This window comes from Clostridium sp. (assembly GCF_051650885.1).
Classification (GTDB): domain Bacteria; phylum Bacillota; class Clostridia; order Clostridiales; family Clostridiaceae; genus Clostridium.
The window spans coordinates 1-16,049 of sequence record NZ_JBOFRG010000074.1 but is presented as its reverse complement, the minus strand read 5'-3'; the positions used below and the strand labels follow the sequence as shown (position 1 = coordinate 16,049).

At 29.2% G+C, this 16,049-nt stretch carries 17 protein-coding genes; 3 read left to right on the top strand and 14 right to left on the bottom strand.

The window, feature by feature from the left end; genetic code table 11:
- The 12 genes from ACRC28_RS03865 to galU all read right to left on the bottom strand — a co-directional run.
- Nucleotides 1-833, bottom strand: an 833-nt coding sequence (locus ACRC28_RS03865) for a glycosyltransferase family 2 protein (RefSeq protein WP_438542138.1), incomplete at its 3' end; no start/stop codon positions are given.
- An 8-nt stretch (nt 834-841) separates the two neighbouring features.
- Complete coding sequence (gene rfbB, locus ACRC28_RS03860; RefSeq protein WP_438542137.1) at nt 842-1,891, bottom strand: dTDP-glucose 4,6-dehydratase; 1,050 nt, start codon at nt 1,889-1,891, stop codon at nt 842-844.
- Nucleotides 1,891-2,787, bottom strand: a complete 897-nt coding sequence (gene rfbD / locus ACRC28_RS03855; RefSeq protein WP_438542136.1) for a dTDP-4-dehydrorhamnose reductase — start codon at nt 2,785-2,787, stop codon at nt 1,891-1,893. Before rfbD ends, rfbB begins: the two co-directional genes overlap by 1 nt.
- Before the next feature lies 1 nt (nt 2,788).
- On the bottom strand, nt 2,789-3,364 hold the full coding sequence (rfbC, locus tag ACRC28_RS03850; protein WP_438542135.1) for a dTDP-4-dehydrorhamnose 3,5-epimerase: 576 nt from the start codon (nt 3,362-3,364) through the stop codon (nt 2,789-2,791).
- Between the two features lie 29 nt (nt 3,365-3,393).
- Complete coding sequence (gene rfbA / locus ACRC28_RS03845; protein ID WP_438542134.1) at nt 3,394-4,299, bottom strand: glucose-1-phosphate thymidylyltransferase RfbA; 906 nt, start codon at nt 4,297-4,299, stop codon at nt 3,394-3,396.
- A 12-nt stretch (nt 4,300-4,311) separates the two neighbouring features.
- A complete protein-coding gene (locus ACRC28_RS03840; RefSeq protein ID WP_438542133.1) occupies nt 4,312-5,223 on the bottom strand; it encodes a glycosyltransferase in 912 nt (303 codons plus the stop codon).
- On the bottom strand, nt 5,224-5,847 hold the full coding sequence (locus ACRC28_RS03835) for a sugar transferase (RefSeq protein ID WP_438542132.1): 624 nt from the start codon (nt 5,845-5,847) through the stop codon (nt 5,224-5,226).
- Between the two features lie 9 nt (nt 5,848-5,856).
- On the bottom strand, nt 5,857-6,633 hold the full coding sequence (locus ACRC28_RS03830) for a tyrosine-protein phosphatase (RefSeq protein ID WP_438542131.1): 777 nt from the start codon (nt 6,631-6,633) through the stop codon (nt 5,857-5,859).
- A complete protein-coding gene (locus ACRC28_RS03825; protein WP_438542130.1) occupies nt 6,626-7,273 on the bottom strand; it encodes a CpsD/CapB family tyrosine-protein kinase in 648 nt (215 codons plus the stop codon). Before ACRC28_RS03825 ends, ACRC28_RS03830 begins: the two co-directional genes overlap by 8 nt.
- A complete protein-coding gene (locus tag ACRC28_RS03820; RefSeq protein ID WP_438542129.1) occupies nt 7,273-7,998 on the bottom strand; it encodes a YveK family protein in 726 nt (241 codons plus the stop codon). Before ACRC28_RS03820 ends, ACRC28_RS03825 begins: the two co-directional genes overlap by 1 nt.
- 360 nt (nt 7,999-8,358) lie before the next feature.
- The gene (locus tag ACRC28_RS03815; protein WP_438542128.1) at nt 8,359-9,339 is read right to left on the bottom strand and encodes an LCP family protein; all 981 of its coding nucleotides are present in this window, start codon (nt 9,337-9,339) and stop codon (nt 8,359-8,361) included.
- Between the two features lie 167 nt (nt 9,340-9,506).
- Complete coding sequence (gene galU / locus ACRC28_RS03810) at nt 9,507-10,385, bottom strand: UTP--glucose-1-phosphate uridylyltransferase GalU (protein ID WP_438542127.1); 879 nt, start codon at nt 10,383-10,385, stop codon at nt 9,507-9,509.
- A 282-nt stretch (nt 10,386-10,667) separates the two neighbouring features.
- On the opposite strand from galU, the gene brnQ reads away from it, so the two are divergent.
- On the top strand, nt 10,668-11,942 hold the full coding sequence (gene brnQ, locus ACRC28_RS03805) for a branched-chain amino acid transport system II carrier protein (RefSeq protein ID WP_438542126.1): 1,275 nt from the start codon (nt 10,668-10,670) through the stop codon (nt 11,940-11,942).
- Between the two features lie 47 nt (nt 11,943-11,989).
- Here the strand turns inward: brnQ and ACRC28_RS03800 are convergent, their stop codons facing one another.
- Nucleotides 11,990-13,111: an NAD/NADP octopine/nopaline dehydrogenase family protein gene (locus ACRC28_RS03800; protein ID WP_438542125.1), complete on the bottom strand. Its 1,122-nt coding sequence runs from the start codon at nt 13,109-13,111 to the stop codon at nt 11,990-11,992.
- Nucleotides 13,112-13,554: 443 nt separating this feature from the next.
- Between ACRC28_RS03800 and ACRC28_RS03795 the strand changes: the two genes are divergently transcribed.
- Nucleotides 13,555-14,280, top strand: coding sequence for a gamma-glutamyl-gamma-aminobutyrate hydrolase family protein (locus ACRC28_RS03795; protein ID WP_438542124.1), 726 nt, complete (start codon nt 13,555-13,557; stop codon nt 14,278-14,280).
- A 71-nt stretch (nt 14,281-14,351) separates the two neighbouring features.
- The gene (locus ACRC28_RS03790; RefSeq protein ID WP_438542123.1) at nt 14,352-15,656 is read left to right on the top strand and encodes an APC family permease; all 1,305 of its coding nucleotides are present in this window, start codon (nt 14,352-14,354) and stop codon (nt 15,654-15,656) included.
- A gap of 43 nt (nt 15,657-15,699) precedes the next feature.
- Here the strand turns inward: ACRC28_RS03790 and ACRC28_RS03785 are convergent.
- Nucleotides 15,700-16,049: oligopeptide/dipeptide ABC transporter ATP-binding protein (locus ACRC28_RS03785; protein WP_438542122.1), on the bottom strand; the 350-nt coding region annotated here is incomplete at its 5' end.

Below are 16,049 nucleotides of genomic sequence, written 5' to 3'. Positions count from 1 at the left end.
AATATCTTCATTTTATATGGCTTAAAAAAATCATCTATATCATTTTTCCAAATCATCATATTTTGATTTCTATACGATATTCCTCGTAAAAATTTTGATTGCAATTTTCTATGTTTTATAAAGCTTAATTTACCACCATTATTACTTCCTAATGCCCTGCCATGATATGCAATTGCTTTTGGATAATACATGTTTTTAAATCCTATCAGATTAATTCTCCATGATAAATCAATATCTTCTTTATATGCAAAAAAATCTTCATCAAAATATTCATCAAAAACTTTAATTTTCTCTAATGTTGCTCTCCTATATAATGGTGCTGCACCGCACACTCCAAAAACTTGCTCTATGCTATCATACTGCCCATTGTCCTTTTCATTTTGTCCTCTATCTATACATCTAGTACTTTGGAACATGATGATTCCAGCACTATCAATATAATTAAGTTTTTTATTATTATTAAAATCATATTTTAATAATTTACCTGATAAAGCTCCTATAGTTTCATCACATTCCATAAAGTTATACATCTTTTCTAAAAAATCTTCTTCCATTATTATATCTGGATTAAGAATCATAACATATTTACCCTTAGATAATTTAATTCCTTGATTTGCAGCCCCTGCATACCCATTGTTAACTTCATTCTTTATAAGAAGAATATTCTTATTAGAATATTCTTCTTTCATAAATTCAAAAGATCCATCTTTAGACTCATTATCTATAAAAATTATTTCTAAATTTTTATATGTTTGATTTTCTATAGATTTTAAACATCTATCTAAATATGATTTATTATTGTAATTTATTATTACTAAACTTATTAAATCCATATTTACTCCTATTTGTACATTTTTGCATAATACTTTTGATAATCACCTGATGTTATGTTTTCCATCCATACTTTGTTGTCTAAGTACCATTTAATAGTTTTCTTTATTCCTACTTCAAAAGTAGTTTCAGGATACCATCCAAGTTCTTCTTTTATCTTAGTTGGATCTATTCCATATCTTCTATCATGACCTTTTCTATCTTCAACATATTTAATTAAGTTTTCTGTTACTTCTTTGTCTACATTTTCATTTAAATCTTTTATAACAGTTTTAACTATTTGAATGTTTGTTCTTTCGTTATGTCCACCAACATTATAAACTTCCCCAAGTCTACCATTGTTGATTACCATATCTATTGCCTTTGCATGATCTTCTACGAATAACCAATCTCTTATATTCATTCCATCTCCATAAACTGGTAAGTCTTTATGACTTAAGCAGTTGTTTATTAAAAGTGGTATAAGTTTTTCTGGAAATTGGAATGGTCCATAGTTGTTTGAACATCTTGTTATGTTAACTGGCATTTTATAAGTATCTGCATATGCTTTTACCATAAGGTCTGATGAGGCTTTACTTGATGAATATGGGCTATGTGGATCTAGTGGTGTAGTTTCCATAAAGAATCCAGTTTCTCCTAAAGAACCATATACTTCATCAGTCGAAACGTGAAGAAATTTAACTCCTTCTTTCCATTCTCCATTTATTTCCCAAGCATTTTTTGCACAGTTTAAAAGATTTACAGTTCCAATCACATTTGTTTTTGCAAATACTTCTGGCTCTCTTATACTTCTATCAACGTGTGATTCTGCTGCAAAATGTGCTACATAATCTATTTCATTTTCTTCAAAAAGCTTTGTAACTAATTCCTTATCACAAATATCTCCTTGAACAAATATGTGTCTCTTATCATTTTCTATTTCTTTTAAATTTTCTAAGTTTCCTGCATAAGTTAATTTATCTAAATTTATTATTTTAATATCTTCATATTTATTAAGCATATATAAAACAAAGTTTGATCCTATAAATCCTGCTCCACCTGTTACTAAATAAGTTTTCATTATATATTCCTCTTTTCTTCATCTATAGTTTTTATAAAATTTTCTATTGCTTCTTCCCAGTTTCTCATTTCATCTCCAATAGTATTTCTAAGCATCATATTATCAAGTGATGAATATTCCGGTCTTTTTGCTGGTGTCTTAAATTCTTCTGATGTACATGGTCTTACTTCACACTTTATATTTGAAAGTTCCATTATTTTTTTAGCAAAATCATACCATGTGCATTCACCTTTTCCTGTACAATGATATATTCCATATTCTTCTGTTTCTATAAGTTTTAATATGTGATATGCTAAATCATTTGCTGATGTTGGATTTCCTTTTTGATCATTTACTACAGTTAAGAATTCTCTCTCTGCACCAAGCTTTCTCATTGTATAAACAAAGTTATGTCCTACATATCCATAAAGCCATGCTGTTCTTACTATAAAGCTTTTTGTTGAATATTGTTTCACATATTCTTCACCCATAAGCTTTGTTTTTCCATAAACACTATATGGTGCTACTAAATCATATTCTTTAAATGGTTTCTCTCTAGTTTCACCACTAAATACATAATCTGTCGATACTTGAACCAGTTTAGCTCCAATCTCCTCTGAAACTATTGCTAAGTTTCTTGCTCCTATAGCATTTACTTTAAATGCCATATCTTCATTAGCCTCACATCCATCAACATTTGTTGCTGCTGCACAGTTTACTACTACATCTGGGTTTTCAGCCTCTAAAACTTTTCTAACCATTTCTAAACTTGTTACATCTAGGTCTTCTGCACTACAACCAATCGCTTGATAATTTTTAGCTTTTTCAAGTTCATTTATCTCAGCTTTTCCCGTTTCTATTATTCTTAAGAGTTCATTCCCTAGTTGTCCACTAGCTCCTGTTATAAGTAACTTCATCTTAGTTATCCTCCTTATAAACAAAAGGTAGTTTTAACTCTTTTAAACTTTTTTGATTTTTGTCCTTTTCTGAAAGAGAAATTTCTTCTATTCCCTCCATAGGCCACTCTATTCCAATTTCCGGGTCATTCCAAAGCACTCCACCATCATATTCAGGTGCATAAAAATCAGTACATTTATAGTTAAAAGTTGCATAATCTGAAACTACTAAAAATCCATGTGCAAATCCTTCTGGAACATAAAATTGTTTTTTATTTTCTGCTGTTAAAAGAATTCCTTCCCATTGTCCATATGTAGGTGATCCTTTTCTTAAGTCAACAGCAACATCATAAACCTCACCATCAGTTACTCTAACCAACTTACCTTGAGTGTTTTTTGTTTGAAAATGTAATCCTCTTAAAACACCTTTCTTAGATCTAGATTCATTATCTTGTACAAACTTCATAGTAAGGCCTGCTTCATTAAAGGCTTTCTCACTATAAGTTTCCGTAAAATACCCTCTATCATCTCCAAAAACTTTAGCTTCTATTATATATAGATCTCTTATTTTTGTTTTTATAAATTTAAAATTACTCATAGGCTCTCCTTAATTGAAACAAACATAATTTACATTATGTTTGCCATTGTTTCTGCTCTTAATTTTTCTACTTCATCTACTATATCTACTAGATATTTTCCATATCCTGTTTTCATTAAAGGTTTTGCAAGTTCTAATACTTTACTACTGTCAATCCATCCTTTTCTATAAGCTATCTCTTCAAGACACGCTATATAAGTTCCTTGTGTGCTTTGAACTGCTTCTACAAAGTTTGATGCTTGAAGCATTGATGCATGTGTTCCTGTATCAAGCCATGCCATTCCTCTACCTAAAAGATTTACACTTAAACTTCCCTCTTCCATGTAAACTCTATTTAGATCTGTTATTTCAAGCTCTCCTCTTAAAGATGGTTTTAATGCTTTCGCTTTTTCTACTACAGTATTGTCGTAAAAATAAAGTCCTGGAACTGCATATTTTGACTTTGGATTTTCTGGCTTTTCCTCTAAAGAAATTACTTTTCCTTCTTTATTAAACTCAACTACACCAAAAGCTTTAGGATCTTGAACATAATATCCAAAAACTATTGCCCCTTCTTCTAGTTTAGCTGAACTTAATAGTTTGCTTGAGAAATTTTGTCCATAAAAAATATTATCTCCAAGTATCATCGCAACACTATCATCACCTATAAACTTTTCACCAATTATAAATGCTTCTGCAAGACCATTAGGCTTTTCTTGAACTGCATATTCTATATGTAATCCAAACTCCGATCCATCTTGAAATAATTCTTTAAAATTAATAATATCTCTTGGTGTTGATATTATTAATATCTCTCTAATCCCTGCAAGCATAAGTACAGACATTGGATAATATATCATTGGTTTATCATAAATTGGTGCCATTTGTTTTGACATAGATTTTGTCACCGGATAAAGTCTTGTCCCACTTCCACCTGCTAAAATAATTCCCTTCATTTCGTGTTCCTCCTATTGTTTCCAATAACTTTTATTTAATGTAAATTTATATATAAGCTTTTTGCTTAATTTATCATAATGTTTTCCTAAATTACTCCCTAGAAATCTCATCCCAAAATCAGGTAAAATGCTTGCTAAGCAAGATATATTCTTTTCTTCTAAACATCTTTTAAATATATATTCAACCATTTTCATACCTGTTTTATTTCCACTATATTGTCTAAATTGTTTATTTTCCATAAAAAACACGCCTGTGTCAAAATATCTTTTAAATAATTCTTTCAATTTAAATTTATGCGAATGATATATTATTGAATCTGAACAATATTTTATTTTATATCCGCTTTCAATCAATTTGTTTGCAAAATACATATCTTCATTAATAATAAGTCTTTTTTTATCATATCCATTTAATTCTTTATAAGCTTGCCCTAAAACCGCGGATGATGCATCTGAATAAAAAAACGTATATAACCCTAATTTATCAATATCATTTTTGTTTACAACTCTTGATTCAACTCCATAGTTATATTCTCTTGTATATTTTTCTATATTATTATATTTAGATATTTGTCTGCTAAAACTAGCTTCACATTCATTATCTTTTATTGGCTTTACCAAATTATATAACCATAAATCATCTTTAAAAATGATATCTTGTGATATAAATACAATTATGTCTTGTCCAAATTCATATGCCATTACTTCCCTTGTATAACTATGAGAAAACTCTTCTTTTTTGAACTTTTTATAATTTGCCTCTAATTTTATTAACTTTTTTTCTGTTTCATCATTTGATTCAGTCAAAGCATAAAATATATCTACAGAAAATTCATTATTTAATTTTTGATTTAGTAATCCACCATGTAATTCATCTAGATATTTTTCACCATTATATACTGGACATATGACTGATATCTTCATCTACATTGCTCCCTCTTTTTTAACTACTGAATATGCTGTTCTAAATAATATTTTTACATCCACCCATATTGATGCATAATCTATATAATACATATCCATTTTCACTCTCTCATCGTAAGTAGTATCACTTCGCCCATTAGCTTGCCAATATCCTGTTAAACCTGGTGTCACACTAAATAATTTTTTAGCAAAATCACCATATAAGCTGATTTCTTTCTCTACAATTGGTCTTGGTCCAACTACTGACATATCACCCTTTAGTATATTAAATAATTGTGGTAATTCATCTAAGCTTGTCTTTCTTAGAAAATTCCCTATTTTAGTTATTCTGGGATCATTTTCTAATTTAAAATTTACATAGTATTCTTTCTTTTGTTCTTCTGTAAAGTTTTCAAATATTTCTTTTGAATTCATCACCATACTTCTAAATTTATAAACCTTTATAATTTTTCCGTCTTTTCCAATTCTTTCATGTCCAAATATTATATTTCCTTTATCCTCTTTATATATGATAATTCCTACTATTATAAAAACTGGACTGAATACTATTATTCCTAATAAAGATGCGACTATATCAAAAGTTCTTTTTAAAAATAAGTATGCTAAGTTATAATGTTTTTCCATTCATGTCTCCTAACTTTTAAAAAAATTTGATATTATATTTTTTCTTTTTATTTTTTTCCCTCTAAATTCTATATCTTTATCTAGCAATAATCTTTTAGAGTCTTCTCGTGCACTATCTATAAATTCTGTATTTATTTTTTGTATTTCTTTTATAGATTCTTTTATGCAATTTTTTCTATTTGTATCATTATGACTATCTGACCCAATAAAGTTATATATATTATTTTTTAAGATTCTCATTGCAGTTTGCTTTACATCTTTTCCGTAGTCTCCTACTAAGCTCGCTGCATCTAGCTGAAATAGGCATCCTTCATCTATTAATTTATTTATATATTCAAAATCTCTTTGTATATATTTATATCTTTCAGGATGTGCTATTATTGTAGCTATACCTCTTATCTTGAGTTCATATATTGTATCTAAAACTGTTTCTTCAAATTTTCTACTACTAAGTTCAATTAATATATATCTGCTATTATTTATTGTTCCTATTTCTTTTTTCTCTAAATTCTCTATTAATTTATCTGTATAATAAATTTCTTGACCTGGATATATTTTTACTTTACTTCCTAGATTTTTCAATTGACTATTCAAAGCTTCCACCTTATTTTCTACTTCTTTATAGGTTAATAAAGATATCTCGGCTCTATAATGAGGAGTTGCAACTATCTCTGCAACTCCATTTTCAATACTTTGCGCTATCATCTTTAAAGTCATTTCCATAGACTTTGATCCATCATCAATTTCAGGAAGTATATGTGTATGAATATCAATAATATTATTCATAGTAATAGTAATGTTGATCTCTTTTCACTTCTAATTTATTTAATACAGTTCCTAACACCCTACCTTTTACCTTTTCAATAGATTCTTTAGCCATTACTACTGAATCTTTTTTTGTCTGCCCTGCAGCAACTACTATTATTACCCCATCTACTTTAGTTGCTAAAATCTGTGCATCTGTTACTACGTTTACTGGCGGACTATCTATTATTACCTGATCATATATTTCTGCTAAGTCGTCTAATAATTTTGTCATAGCTTTTGAACTTAACATCTCCGAAGGACTTGGTGATACCTTTCCTGCTGGTAATATATCTAAATTTTCATTATATTTAATTAAATACTTAGATATATCTTTTTTTTCTACAATATAATCAGTTAAACCACTCATATTTGAAATATTAAATTTTTTATGAATGCTTGGCTTTCTTAAATCACAATCAATTAATATTGTTTTTTTATCTGCTTGTGAAAAAGTCATTGCTAAGTTAGATGATGTTGTACTTTTTCCTTCACCTGGTAGTGAACTTGTTACTAATATCTTTTTTAATTCGCTATCAAAAGAAGAATAAATTACATTAGTTCTTAATTTTCTATAGTTTTCTGATGGTATTGACTTTGGCTCTCTTTCCGTAATAAGCATTATCTCCACCTCTTCTTTCCATTTTTTTGAACAAGTTGTTTCCCATTCTTTTCATCGAAAACAGTTATTATTCCAATTACCGGAACACCAACTATTTTCCCTAAGTCTTCTGGAGTTTTAAATGTATTATCCATCATTTCTAACCCTACACTTATTGCAATTCCTACTATAAGCCCTAATATTAACCCTATAAGTATATTTAATGTTTTATGTGGACTTACAGCATTCTTTGGATAAGATGCCTCTTCTAGTACTTGTACATTTCCGTTAGAAATAAGCGTTTTTGATCTTTTTATAAATTGATTCGTTATTGAATCGATTACTTTTACCGCTCTCTCTCTATTTGTATCTCTATATGATATTTCTAAAATTTGAGTATTTGCAACCGGTGTTACTTCCAATTTTTTCAAAACTTCATTTGAATTTAAATCAATATCTGAATTTTGCAAAGCTGCCTCTACCAAACTATTAGTCTGAATTACATTTGCATATGTTCCAAGTAAGTTTTGATACATTGTAACCTCACTATTATCATATCCACTTTGCTTGTCCGCTGTTACACCCTTCCCTATGAACACCTTTACCTTTGTTTCATATTGTGGTTTTATTATGAAAAAACTTAGCACAATTGAACAAACTAAAAAAACAATTACAGATGTTGCAATTATTTTCCACTTAAGCTTAATAATTTCAAAGAGCTCACTAATATTTATATTTTCTTCCACTCTTTTTCCTCCTAATATTTTTCTAAAAATTACTTTCTGATTATAGCATAGCTTAATCTTTTTTTGTATTTTTTTGAATTTGATTAAATTTCATCCTTTTTTTGAAATTCTCCTCTAATGCTTGATATGACTTCATTCCGCCTTTCTCCCAATCTTTTGATTGTAATTTAACACTTTGTTCTTATAATCCAAGTAATACTTAGAAAGTTTCAGTCTATCTTAAAATAAACTGAAACTTTCTCTTATTTTTTCTTTTTTTTTAGCAAAGTCATATTTTTTTACTTCTTTTTTATTAAAGCTATATACTTTCTCTTGCTTTTTTCATCATTTTGCTAATTTATCTTGTATTTTCTTTTATTTTTATGCTTGCATTTGATCTTCTGATTGATTTTTCTTTGGATCTCCAAATATAAATGCGTGCATTTCTTTATTTGTTTCTGCTTGATTTAACCATTCATAAAATATTCCATCAACCATTATCCCATGACCTAATTTATTTGTAGGATATCTTGCTTCTAAAATATTACTTTTGTTCATTTCTAATATTTCAGTTCCATATTCAATAAATTCTGCATTGGTTAAATTTGTTTTTACATATGGTAACACTTCGTTTAATAATTCTGGTATTTTAGTCGCTGGCATTTGCTTTAACTTTTCATATATTTTAGTTAAAACTAATCTTTGTCTTGCTGTTCTTTCTTGACAATTTCCACTATATCTTATTCTTGAATAAGCTGTTGCTTGAGTTCCATCTAAATGATGTACCCCTGTTGTGTAAATATACGGTACATTTGTATGATTAATTCTGTTCTCTCCTGCAATATATTCATTGATCCATTTAACATCACCTGGCTTTAAATCAATGTCAACTCCACCTACTAAATTAACTACCTTTGGCATTGTTTGAAGTCCTACTGTTATAAATTTATTTATATTCATATCAAAATTCTTATTTATAGTTGATAATGCCAATTCTGGTCCTCCATAAAAATATGCCTCTGTTATCTTATCCATACCATGCCCTGCTACTTGCACATATGAGTCCCTCATTATTGAAGTTAATTTTAATTCATCATGCTTCCTATCAATTGTAAATATCATTTCAGCATCCCCATGACCTGCAAGTTGATGTCTATCATCCACTCCAAATAATGCAATATTTGTTATTTGATTACTTGCACTATCTAAACTGTGATCCATATCCAATTTAGAATTATCTAACTTTACTCTCTGTATCTTATCTAACATATGATATGCATAAATTCCAGTTCCTCCCACTACAATTGCAACTGCTACCACTACTCCAATAACGATGTTCCTAACAATTTTTTTCTTTTTCATATTTCTCTCCTATCTTTTCAAAATTCATCTAATTATATACTCTATTTTCCTATTTTTCTCATTTAACGATATTTTTTAAAGAATATGTAATATTGTTCTTTTTATGTTTAAAACTCCCTAACACAAAAAAGGAAGATAAACTTAAGTTTATCTTCCTTTTATAAAATTTATTTTAAAACGCTTTCCCATCTCTTTTCTTCTAAATACTTAAGGAAATCTTCTCTTAGTTCTTCTTTCTGAAGAGCAAATTCTATTGTAGCTTCGATAAATCCTAACTTATCTCCTACATCATATCTTTTTCCTTCAAAATTATACGCATACATTGCCTCTTGAGATATAAGAGTTTTTAATGCGTCTGTAAGCTGAATTTCATTTCCTTTTCCAGGCTTAGTATTTTCTAATATATCAAAGATTTGTGGTGTTATAATATATCTACCTAATATAGCTACATTACTTGGTGCTTCATCAACACTTGGTTTTTCAACTAAGTCTTTAACTTTATAAACTCTGTCTTCTATATGAATTCCATCTACTATTCCATATTTTGAAACATTTTCTTTTGCAACTGTTTGAACACCTAAAATTGATGTTTTATACTCTTCGAAACATTCCATAAGCTGTTTTAAACAAGGCTTTTCATTAGCTACAACGTCATCACCTAAAAGAACTGCAAATGGTTCATTTCCAACAAAAGTCTTAGCACAATGTATTGCATGCCCAAGCCCTCTTGGTTCCTTTTGTCTTATATAATGTATATCTACCATATCCGAAATATCTCTTACTAACTCTAAAAGTTCTTCTTTTCCTGACTTTTCAAGTTCCATTTCTAATTCGATACTTTTATCAAAATGATCTTCTATACATTTTTTGTTTCTTCCTGTAATTATAAGAATTTCTTCTATTCCTGATGCTACTGCCTCTTCAATAATATATTGAATAGTTGGCTTATCAACTATTGGTAACATTTCCTTTGGTTGTGCTTTTGTTGCTGGTAAAAATCTAGTTCCAAGCCCAGCTGCTGGTATTATTGCTTTTTTTACTCTCATGGATCTTCCCCCCATAATAATTTTACATAAGTTTCTATTTTTCTTCTTTATTATAACATATCTATCTTTATAGAATATATCTCATGTATAAATTCTCCCGCTCTACAGCTTATTATCTATTTATCATTTTATCTATATATTTTTTAACACTTTAATCTTTATTTTATTTTTTATTTGTCATTATTTTTGTTTTTTTATATTTTTTTGTTGAATTAATTATTTTAATATGCTATATTATTGTTAAATTATTATTGAAATTTTACGAACAGGGGGATTTAAAATATGAAAAAAAGCACACGTGATTTCTTTATTGTTGGTTTTGCACTTTTTGCAATGTTCTTTGGTGCTGGTAACCTTATTTTTCCACCTTTTCTTGGCCATGCTGTAGGAAAGGAATTTATATTTGCAATTTTAGGCTTTACTTTAACTGGTGTTGGCTTACCATTACTTGCAATAATCGCTTGTACTAAAGGGGATGGTACTTTTGAGACAATGGCATCTAAAATTGGACCTAAGTTTGCAATCATATTTGCTAGTATTCTTTTTATAGCAATAGGACCAATGCTTGGGATTCCAAGAACTGCTGCAACTACATATGAACTTACAATTCATCCTATACTACCAAATATTTCACCATTAGTTTGGATGATAATTTATTTTGGAATCAATCTTTATTTTGTGTTTAGTAAATCTTCTATTATAGATACAATAGGAAAATTTTTAACTCCTGCACTTTTAATAATTCTTGGAATTATTATAGTTAAAGGAATCTTTTTTCCAATAGGTGATGTTATAGGTACTGGTGCTACTAATGTTTTTTCATCTTCTCTAGTTGAAGGATATCAAACAATGGATGCCTTAGCTGCTCTTCTTTTTGCAGCTATCGTTTCAAAAAACATACGTGATAAAGGCTATTCAAAAGATAAACTACTTCCAATGACAATTAAAGCTAGCTTAGTAGCTGCAATTGGACTTGCTATAGTATACGGTGGATTAACTTTTATAGGTTCACAAACAGTTTCAATTGCAGGAACTGATGTAACTAATACTGGTTTACTTCTTCTAATCGCTAAAAGAATTCTTGGAAGTGCTGGTACTACAATAATTGGTGTTGCTATGGGACTTGCCTGCTTAACTACATCAATTGGATTGATTACTGCTGGTTCTTCATTCTTTGAAGAAGTAACAAAAGGTAAACTTAAGTATAAATATAATGCTTTAATTATAACTGGCGTAAGTATTTTTATAGGTACACTTGGAGTTGATAAAATAATTAAAATTTCAGGACCAATTTTAAATATCTTATACCCTGTTGCAATAACACTTATATTTACTACATTATTTAATAAATTCTTGAAAAATATAAAAGCAATACGTTTAGGAGTATATGTATCTTTAGTATTTGGAATTTTAGAAGCAATTCCAAGTATTAATTTAAACTTTATTCCTCTAGGCTCTTTAGGTTTTTCATGGTTAATTCCAACAGTTTTAAGTATCCTTTTAGGATATCTTATCTTTAGAAAACCAGAGGAAAATCTTATTCAAATAGAAGTTTAAAAATGAACAAGCTCATGTAGAATTTTCTACATGAGCTTTTATTTAATTTATATTTCATATTTACTTAATATTTCTTTTTTACTGTTAAGTCCTAAGTTCTTAGGAATTAATAAGTCCTTAGCATCTTTTCCTATTAATTCTTCTCCAATTAAATACTCTTTTCCTAATAAGTTTTGTCCCCAAGTTATTATTTCATCTACAAAAGGTGTCTTAACTCCTACAATTTCTGCAAAACCTTTTATTATACAAGTTCCAAATTCTATATCCTCTGTGAAATATCTTGAATTAACATCTGGAATATATCCACCTTCAACTTCAAGCATTGGTGTTTTTATTCCTATAAACCCAGTTGCTGTGCTTATAGCTTCTGTTAATTCCTCTTCTTTTTCTATATTAAATCTCTTTTTTATTCTTTCAAAGTCATCTGAAGGATCTCCCACTAAAGCTTTTGTTACCTCTTCTAATTCCTCATCAAGCTTTAGCATATACTTTGATGCAAAATTTCCCCACTCTTCATAAAATAAATAATGCTTATCATATACAACACCTTCTTTATAATCCTTAAACATCTCATATAATCTTGATGGATGAAATACTGGATTAGATGGAGATAAAGTAACTGCCAGATAATTACTTAAACTATTACATTTTATATCTATTAAATCTGTCATTATTTTAGCAACTTCTTCTCCTTTTTCTTTTGGGAATGTTGCTAAATTCATAAATGGATTTCTTTCTTTTAAAGCCACGCTCTTTCCATATTCATTTAATCTTGTTATTGCTGGAACTCGTTGACTTCCAAAAAATGTACATCCTTTTTCTAAAAATTGCTCTTTAAAGGCTTCTGCTCCTCCAAACCCTGGAATTATTCCTATAATAGAACCTTTTTTCACATGTTTCGATATTTCCTTCAATGCTTTTTCTATCATAAATGAAGGATAAGTAACTAATGTTATATCTGCCTCTTCTACTGCTTCTTTATAACTATTTGTCACCTTGTACAAATTAACATTATGTTTCAAACTTCTTTCCTCTTCTACTAACTCTAAGCTATCTGCAAAGCTTTCAACCTTCGATGTGTGAAGAAAAACTTTGTTTTTTTTATTAACTGCAGTGAAGGCAGCTAGGTATGTTCCAATATTTCCAGCACCAATAATACAAATATTCATTTTTAAAATTCCCCCTTCTCTAATATCCTTTTAATTCATTATATTACTTTTTTTAACTTCATATAATATTCATAATTAAATTCTACCATATTTATTCATATTGACAACATATGACTAGTTGATATAATTAGTTTAGAATTTATTTTAATTCAGATAAGAATAGTCGGATACGTTGATATAGAGGTTTTATAAAAGAAAGGCTCAGAGAGTAAACCATTTGCTGGAAGGTTTATCTTAGTATTTTTTAAAACTGGCACTATGGAGTTTGCCTTATTTAAAAGTTTGGCAGGGTTGCAACCTTATAGCTCGAATTATATTCATTGAGGGACTTTTGTCTAAAGTAGAGTGGAACCGCCGAAAATTTTGGCCTCTATACTTTAGAGAAAAGTCTTTTTCTTTCATATACTATTATGATAAACAAAAGATAATTGGAGGGGATAAATATGAAAAAGAAGATAATAGGGATATCTTGTAATATTGCTAAAGCTAGAGATTGTGAAGCTTTTCCTGGATTCACTGTTCAAAGAATTTTTACTGAATATGTTGAAGCTATAACCTTAGCAGGTGGAGTTCCACTTTTAATTCCCATTACAGACAATTTAGATGTAATTAAAAATCAAATAGATGCTATTGATGGATTATTAATTACTGGTGGCTATGATATTAACCCACTTGAATACAATGAAGAACCATTAAAGGGTCTTGGAATAACTTCAAATAAGAGAGACTTTTGTGAATTCAATCTTTTAAAATATGCTACTTCTAAGAATATTCCATTTTTAGGTATTTGTAGAGGTCATCAACTTCTAAATGTTTTTAATGGTGGTACACTTTTTCAAGATATGAATTCTATGGATAACTTTTTTGTAAATCATCTGCAAACCGGTGAACCTAATAAAGGCTTTCATACTGTTTCCATTTCTAAATCTTCTAATCTTTTTAATATTTTTGGGGAAGAATATAGTGTAAACTCTTTTCACCATCAAAGTGTAAAAGATTTGGCTCCCGGCTTTAATGTTAGTGCTAAATCTAAAGATGGTTGTATTGAAGCAATAGAAAAAATAGATGAAAACAACTTTTTTATGGGAGTTCAATGGCACCCTGAAATAATGGCTAAGGATGATTCTAAAACTTTAGATCTTTTTAAATATTTTATTTCTAAATGCTAATTTAAATAAACAAATGAAAAAAAGGAGGTGACTGCTGCTGCATTGCTTCGTCTTTGTAGCAGCTATATTTTATGAATAAAAAATCTAAAATTGGTTTTTTAAGTATTGTTCTTTTAGGCTTTAATGCTATCGTTGGTAGTGGAATTTTCTTATTACCGAATAAAGCTATGGCGTTAATTGGTCCTGCTAGTCTTTTTGTTATCTTATTTGATGCTTTCCTTGCAATTACTATTGCACTTTGCTTTGCTGAGGTTGGTGGAAAGTTTCATAATAATGGTGGTCCTTATATTTATACTAAAACAGCCTTTGGTAAATTCTTTGGCTTTGAAGTTGGAATAATGACCTATGCCATTTGTATAATAGCTGCTGCTACTATGGCTGTTGGTTTTGTAACTGCACTTTCTGTATTTATTCCATCAGTAGCTACCGGGATAACTAAAGATATCGTTATTATTGTATTATTAATACTACTTGCAATTATGAACCTAGTTGGAGTAAACCTTTCAAAAATAGTTATAAACATATCCACAATAGGAAAGCTAATACCTTTAATCATCTTTATAGCTGTTGGTATTTTCTTTATAAAAGGTGGAAACTTTACACCAATATTTCCACATGGTACATATACTCATGGTTCATTTGGTTCAGCTGCACTTTTAATTTTCTTCTCCTTTACTGGGTTTGAAAGTATTGCCTTAGCTGCTGAAGATATGGATAGCCCTAGTAAAAATATTCCTAAAGCAATTGTTGTTGTAATGCTTTTAGTATCAGTTATTTATATGCTAATACAAGCAATTTCTATAGGAGTACTTGGACCTAAGCTTGCAGTAGATTTAACACCTGTTGCTACAGCTTCATCGCAGATGCTTGGCCCTTTTGGTGGAATACTTGTAAGCCTTGGAATTTTAGTTTCAATTGTTGGAATTAATGCAACACAAGCCTTCCTTACTCCAAGACTTGGAATGGCTCTTGCAAACGATGGATTACTTCCTCGTGCTATGGCTAAACAAAGCAAGCGTGGAGTTCCATACATTTCTGTAATAGTTAGTACAATTATAACTATTCCAATTGCACTTTCAGGAAGCTTTACTCACTTAGCATTAATAAGTGCAATATCAAGATTTGCACAATACTTACCAACATGTCTTGCAGTATTAGTTCTTAGAAAGAAAAGACCTGATTTACAAGGTTCATTTAAAATTCCATTCGGACCTGTAATTCCTATCATAGCAATGGTAGTAAGTCTTTGGATATTATTCCAATCAAACTTAAGTGAAATAATTTGGGGACTTGGTGGACTTATAATTGCCATCCCATTATATTTCTTTATGAACTTCTACAATAAAAAATATGAAAATAAAAAAATAGAAGAATAATTAAAAGGAAGAAGCTATAAATTTAAAATAGCCTCTTCCTTTTCTAATTTTGATAAAGAAAACATGAAACTTTACTTTCATTTTCTCCTATAAGTTTTGGTTTATTTTTTCCACAGATCTCTAATTTTTGTACACATCTATTATAGAATGGACATCCGTCAAAATTCTCTACACTTAACGGAATTTCCCCTTCTAAGATATCTTTTTTTCCTCTAAGCCTTGGATTACTTATTGGAATAGATTTCATTAAAGCCTTTGTATATGGGTGCTTTGGATTTTCATATATTTCCTTTGTTAATCCTTCTTCAACTATCTCACCTAAATACATAACTATTACCCTATGACTTATTCTTCTAACTACACTTAAATCATGAGAAATAAATATATAACTTA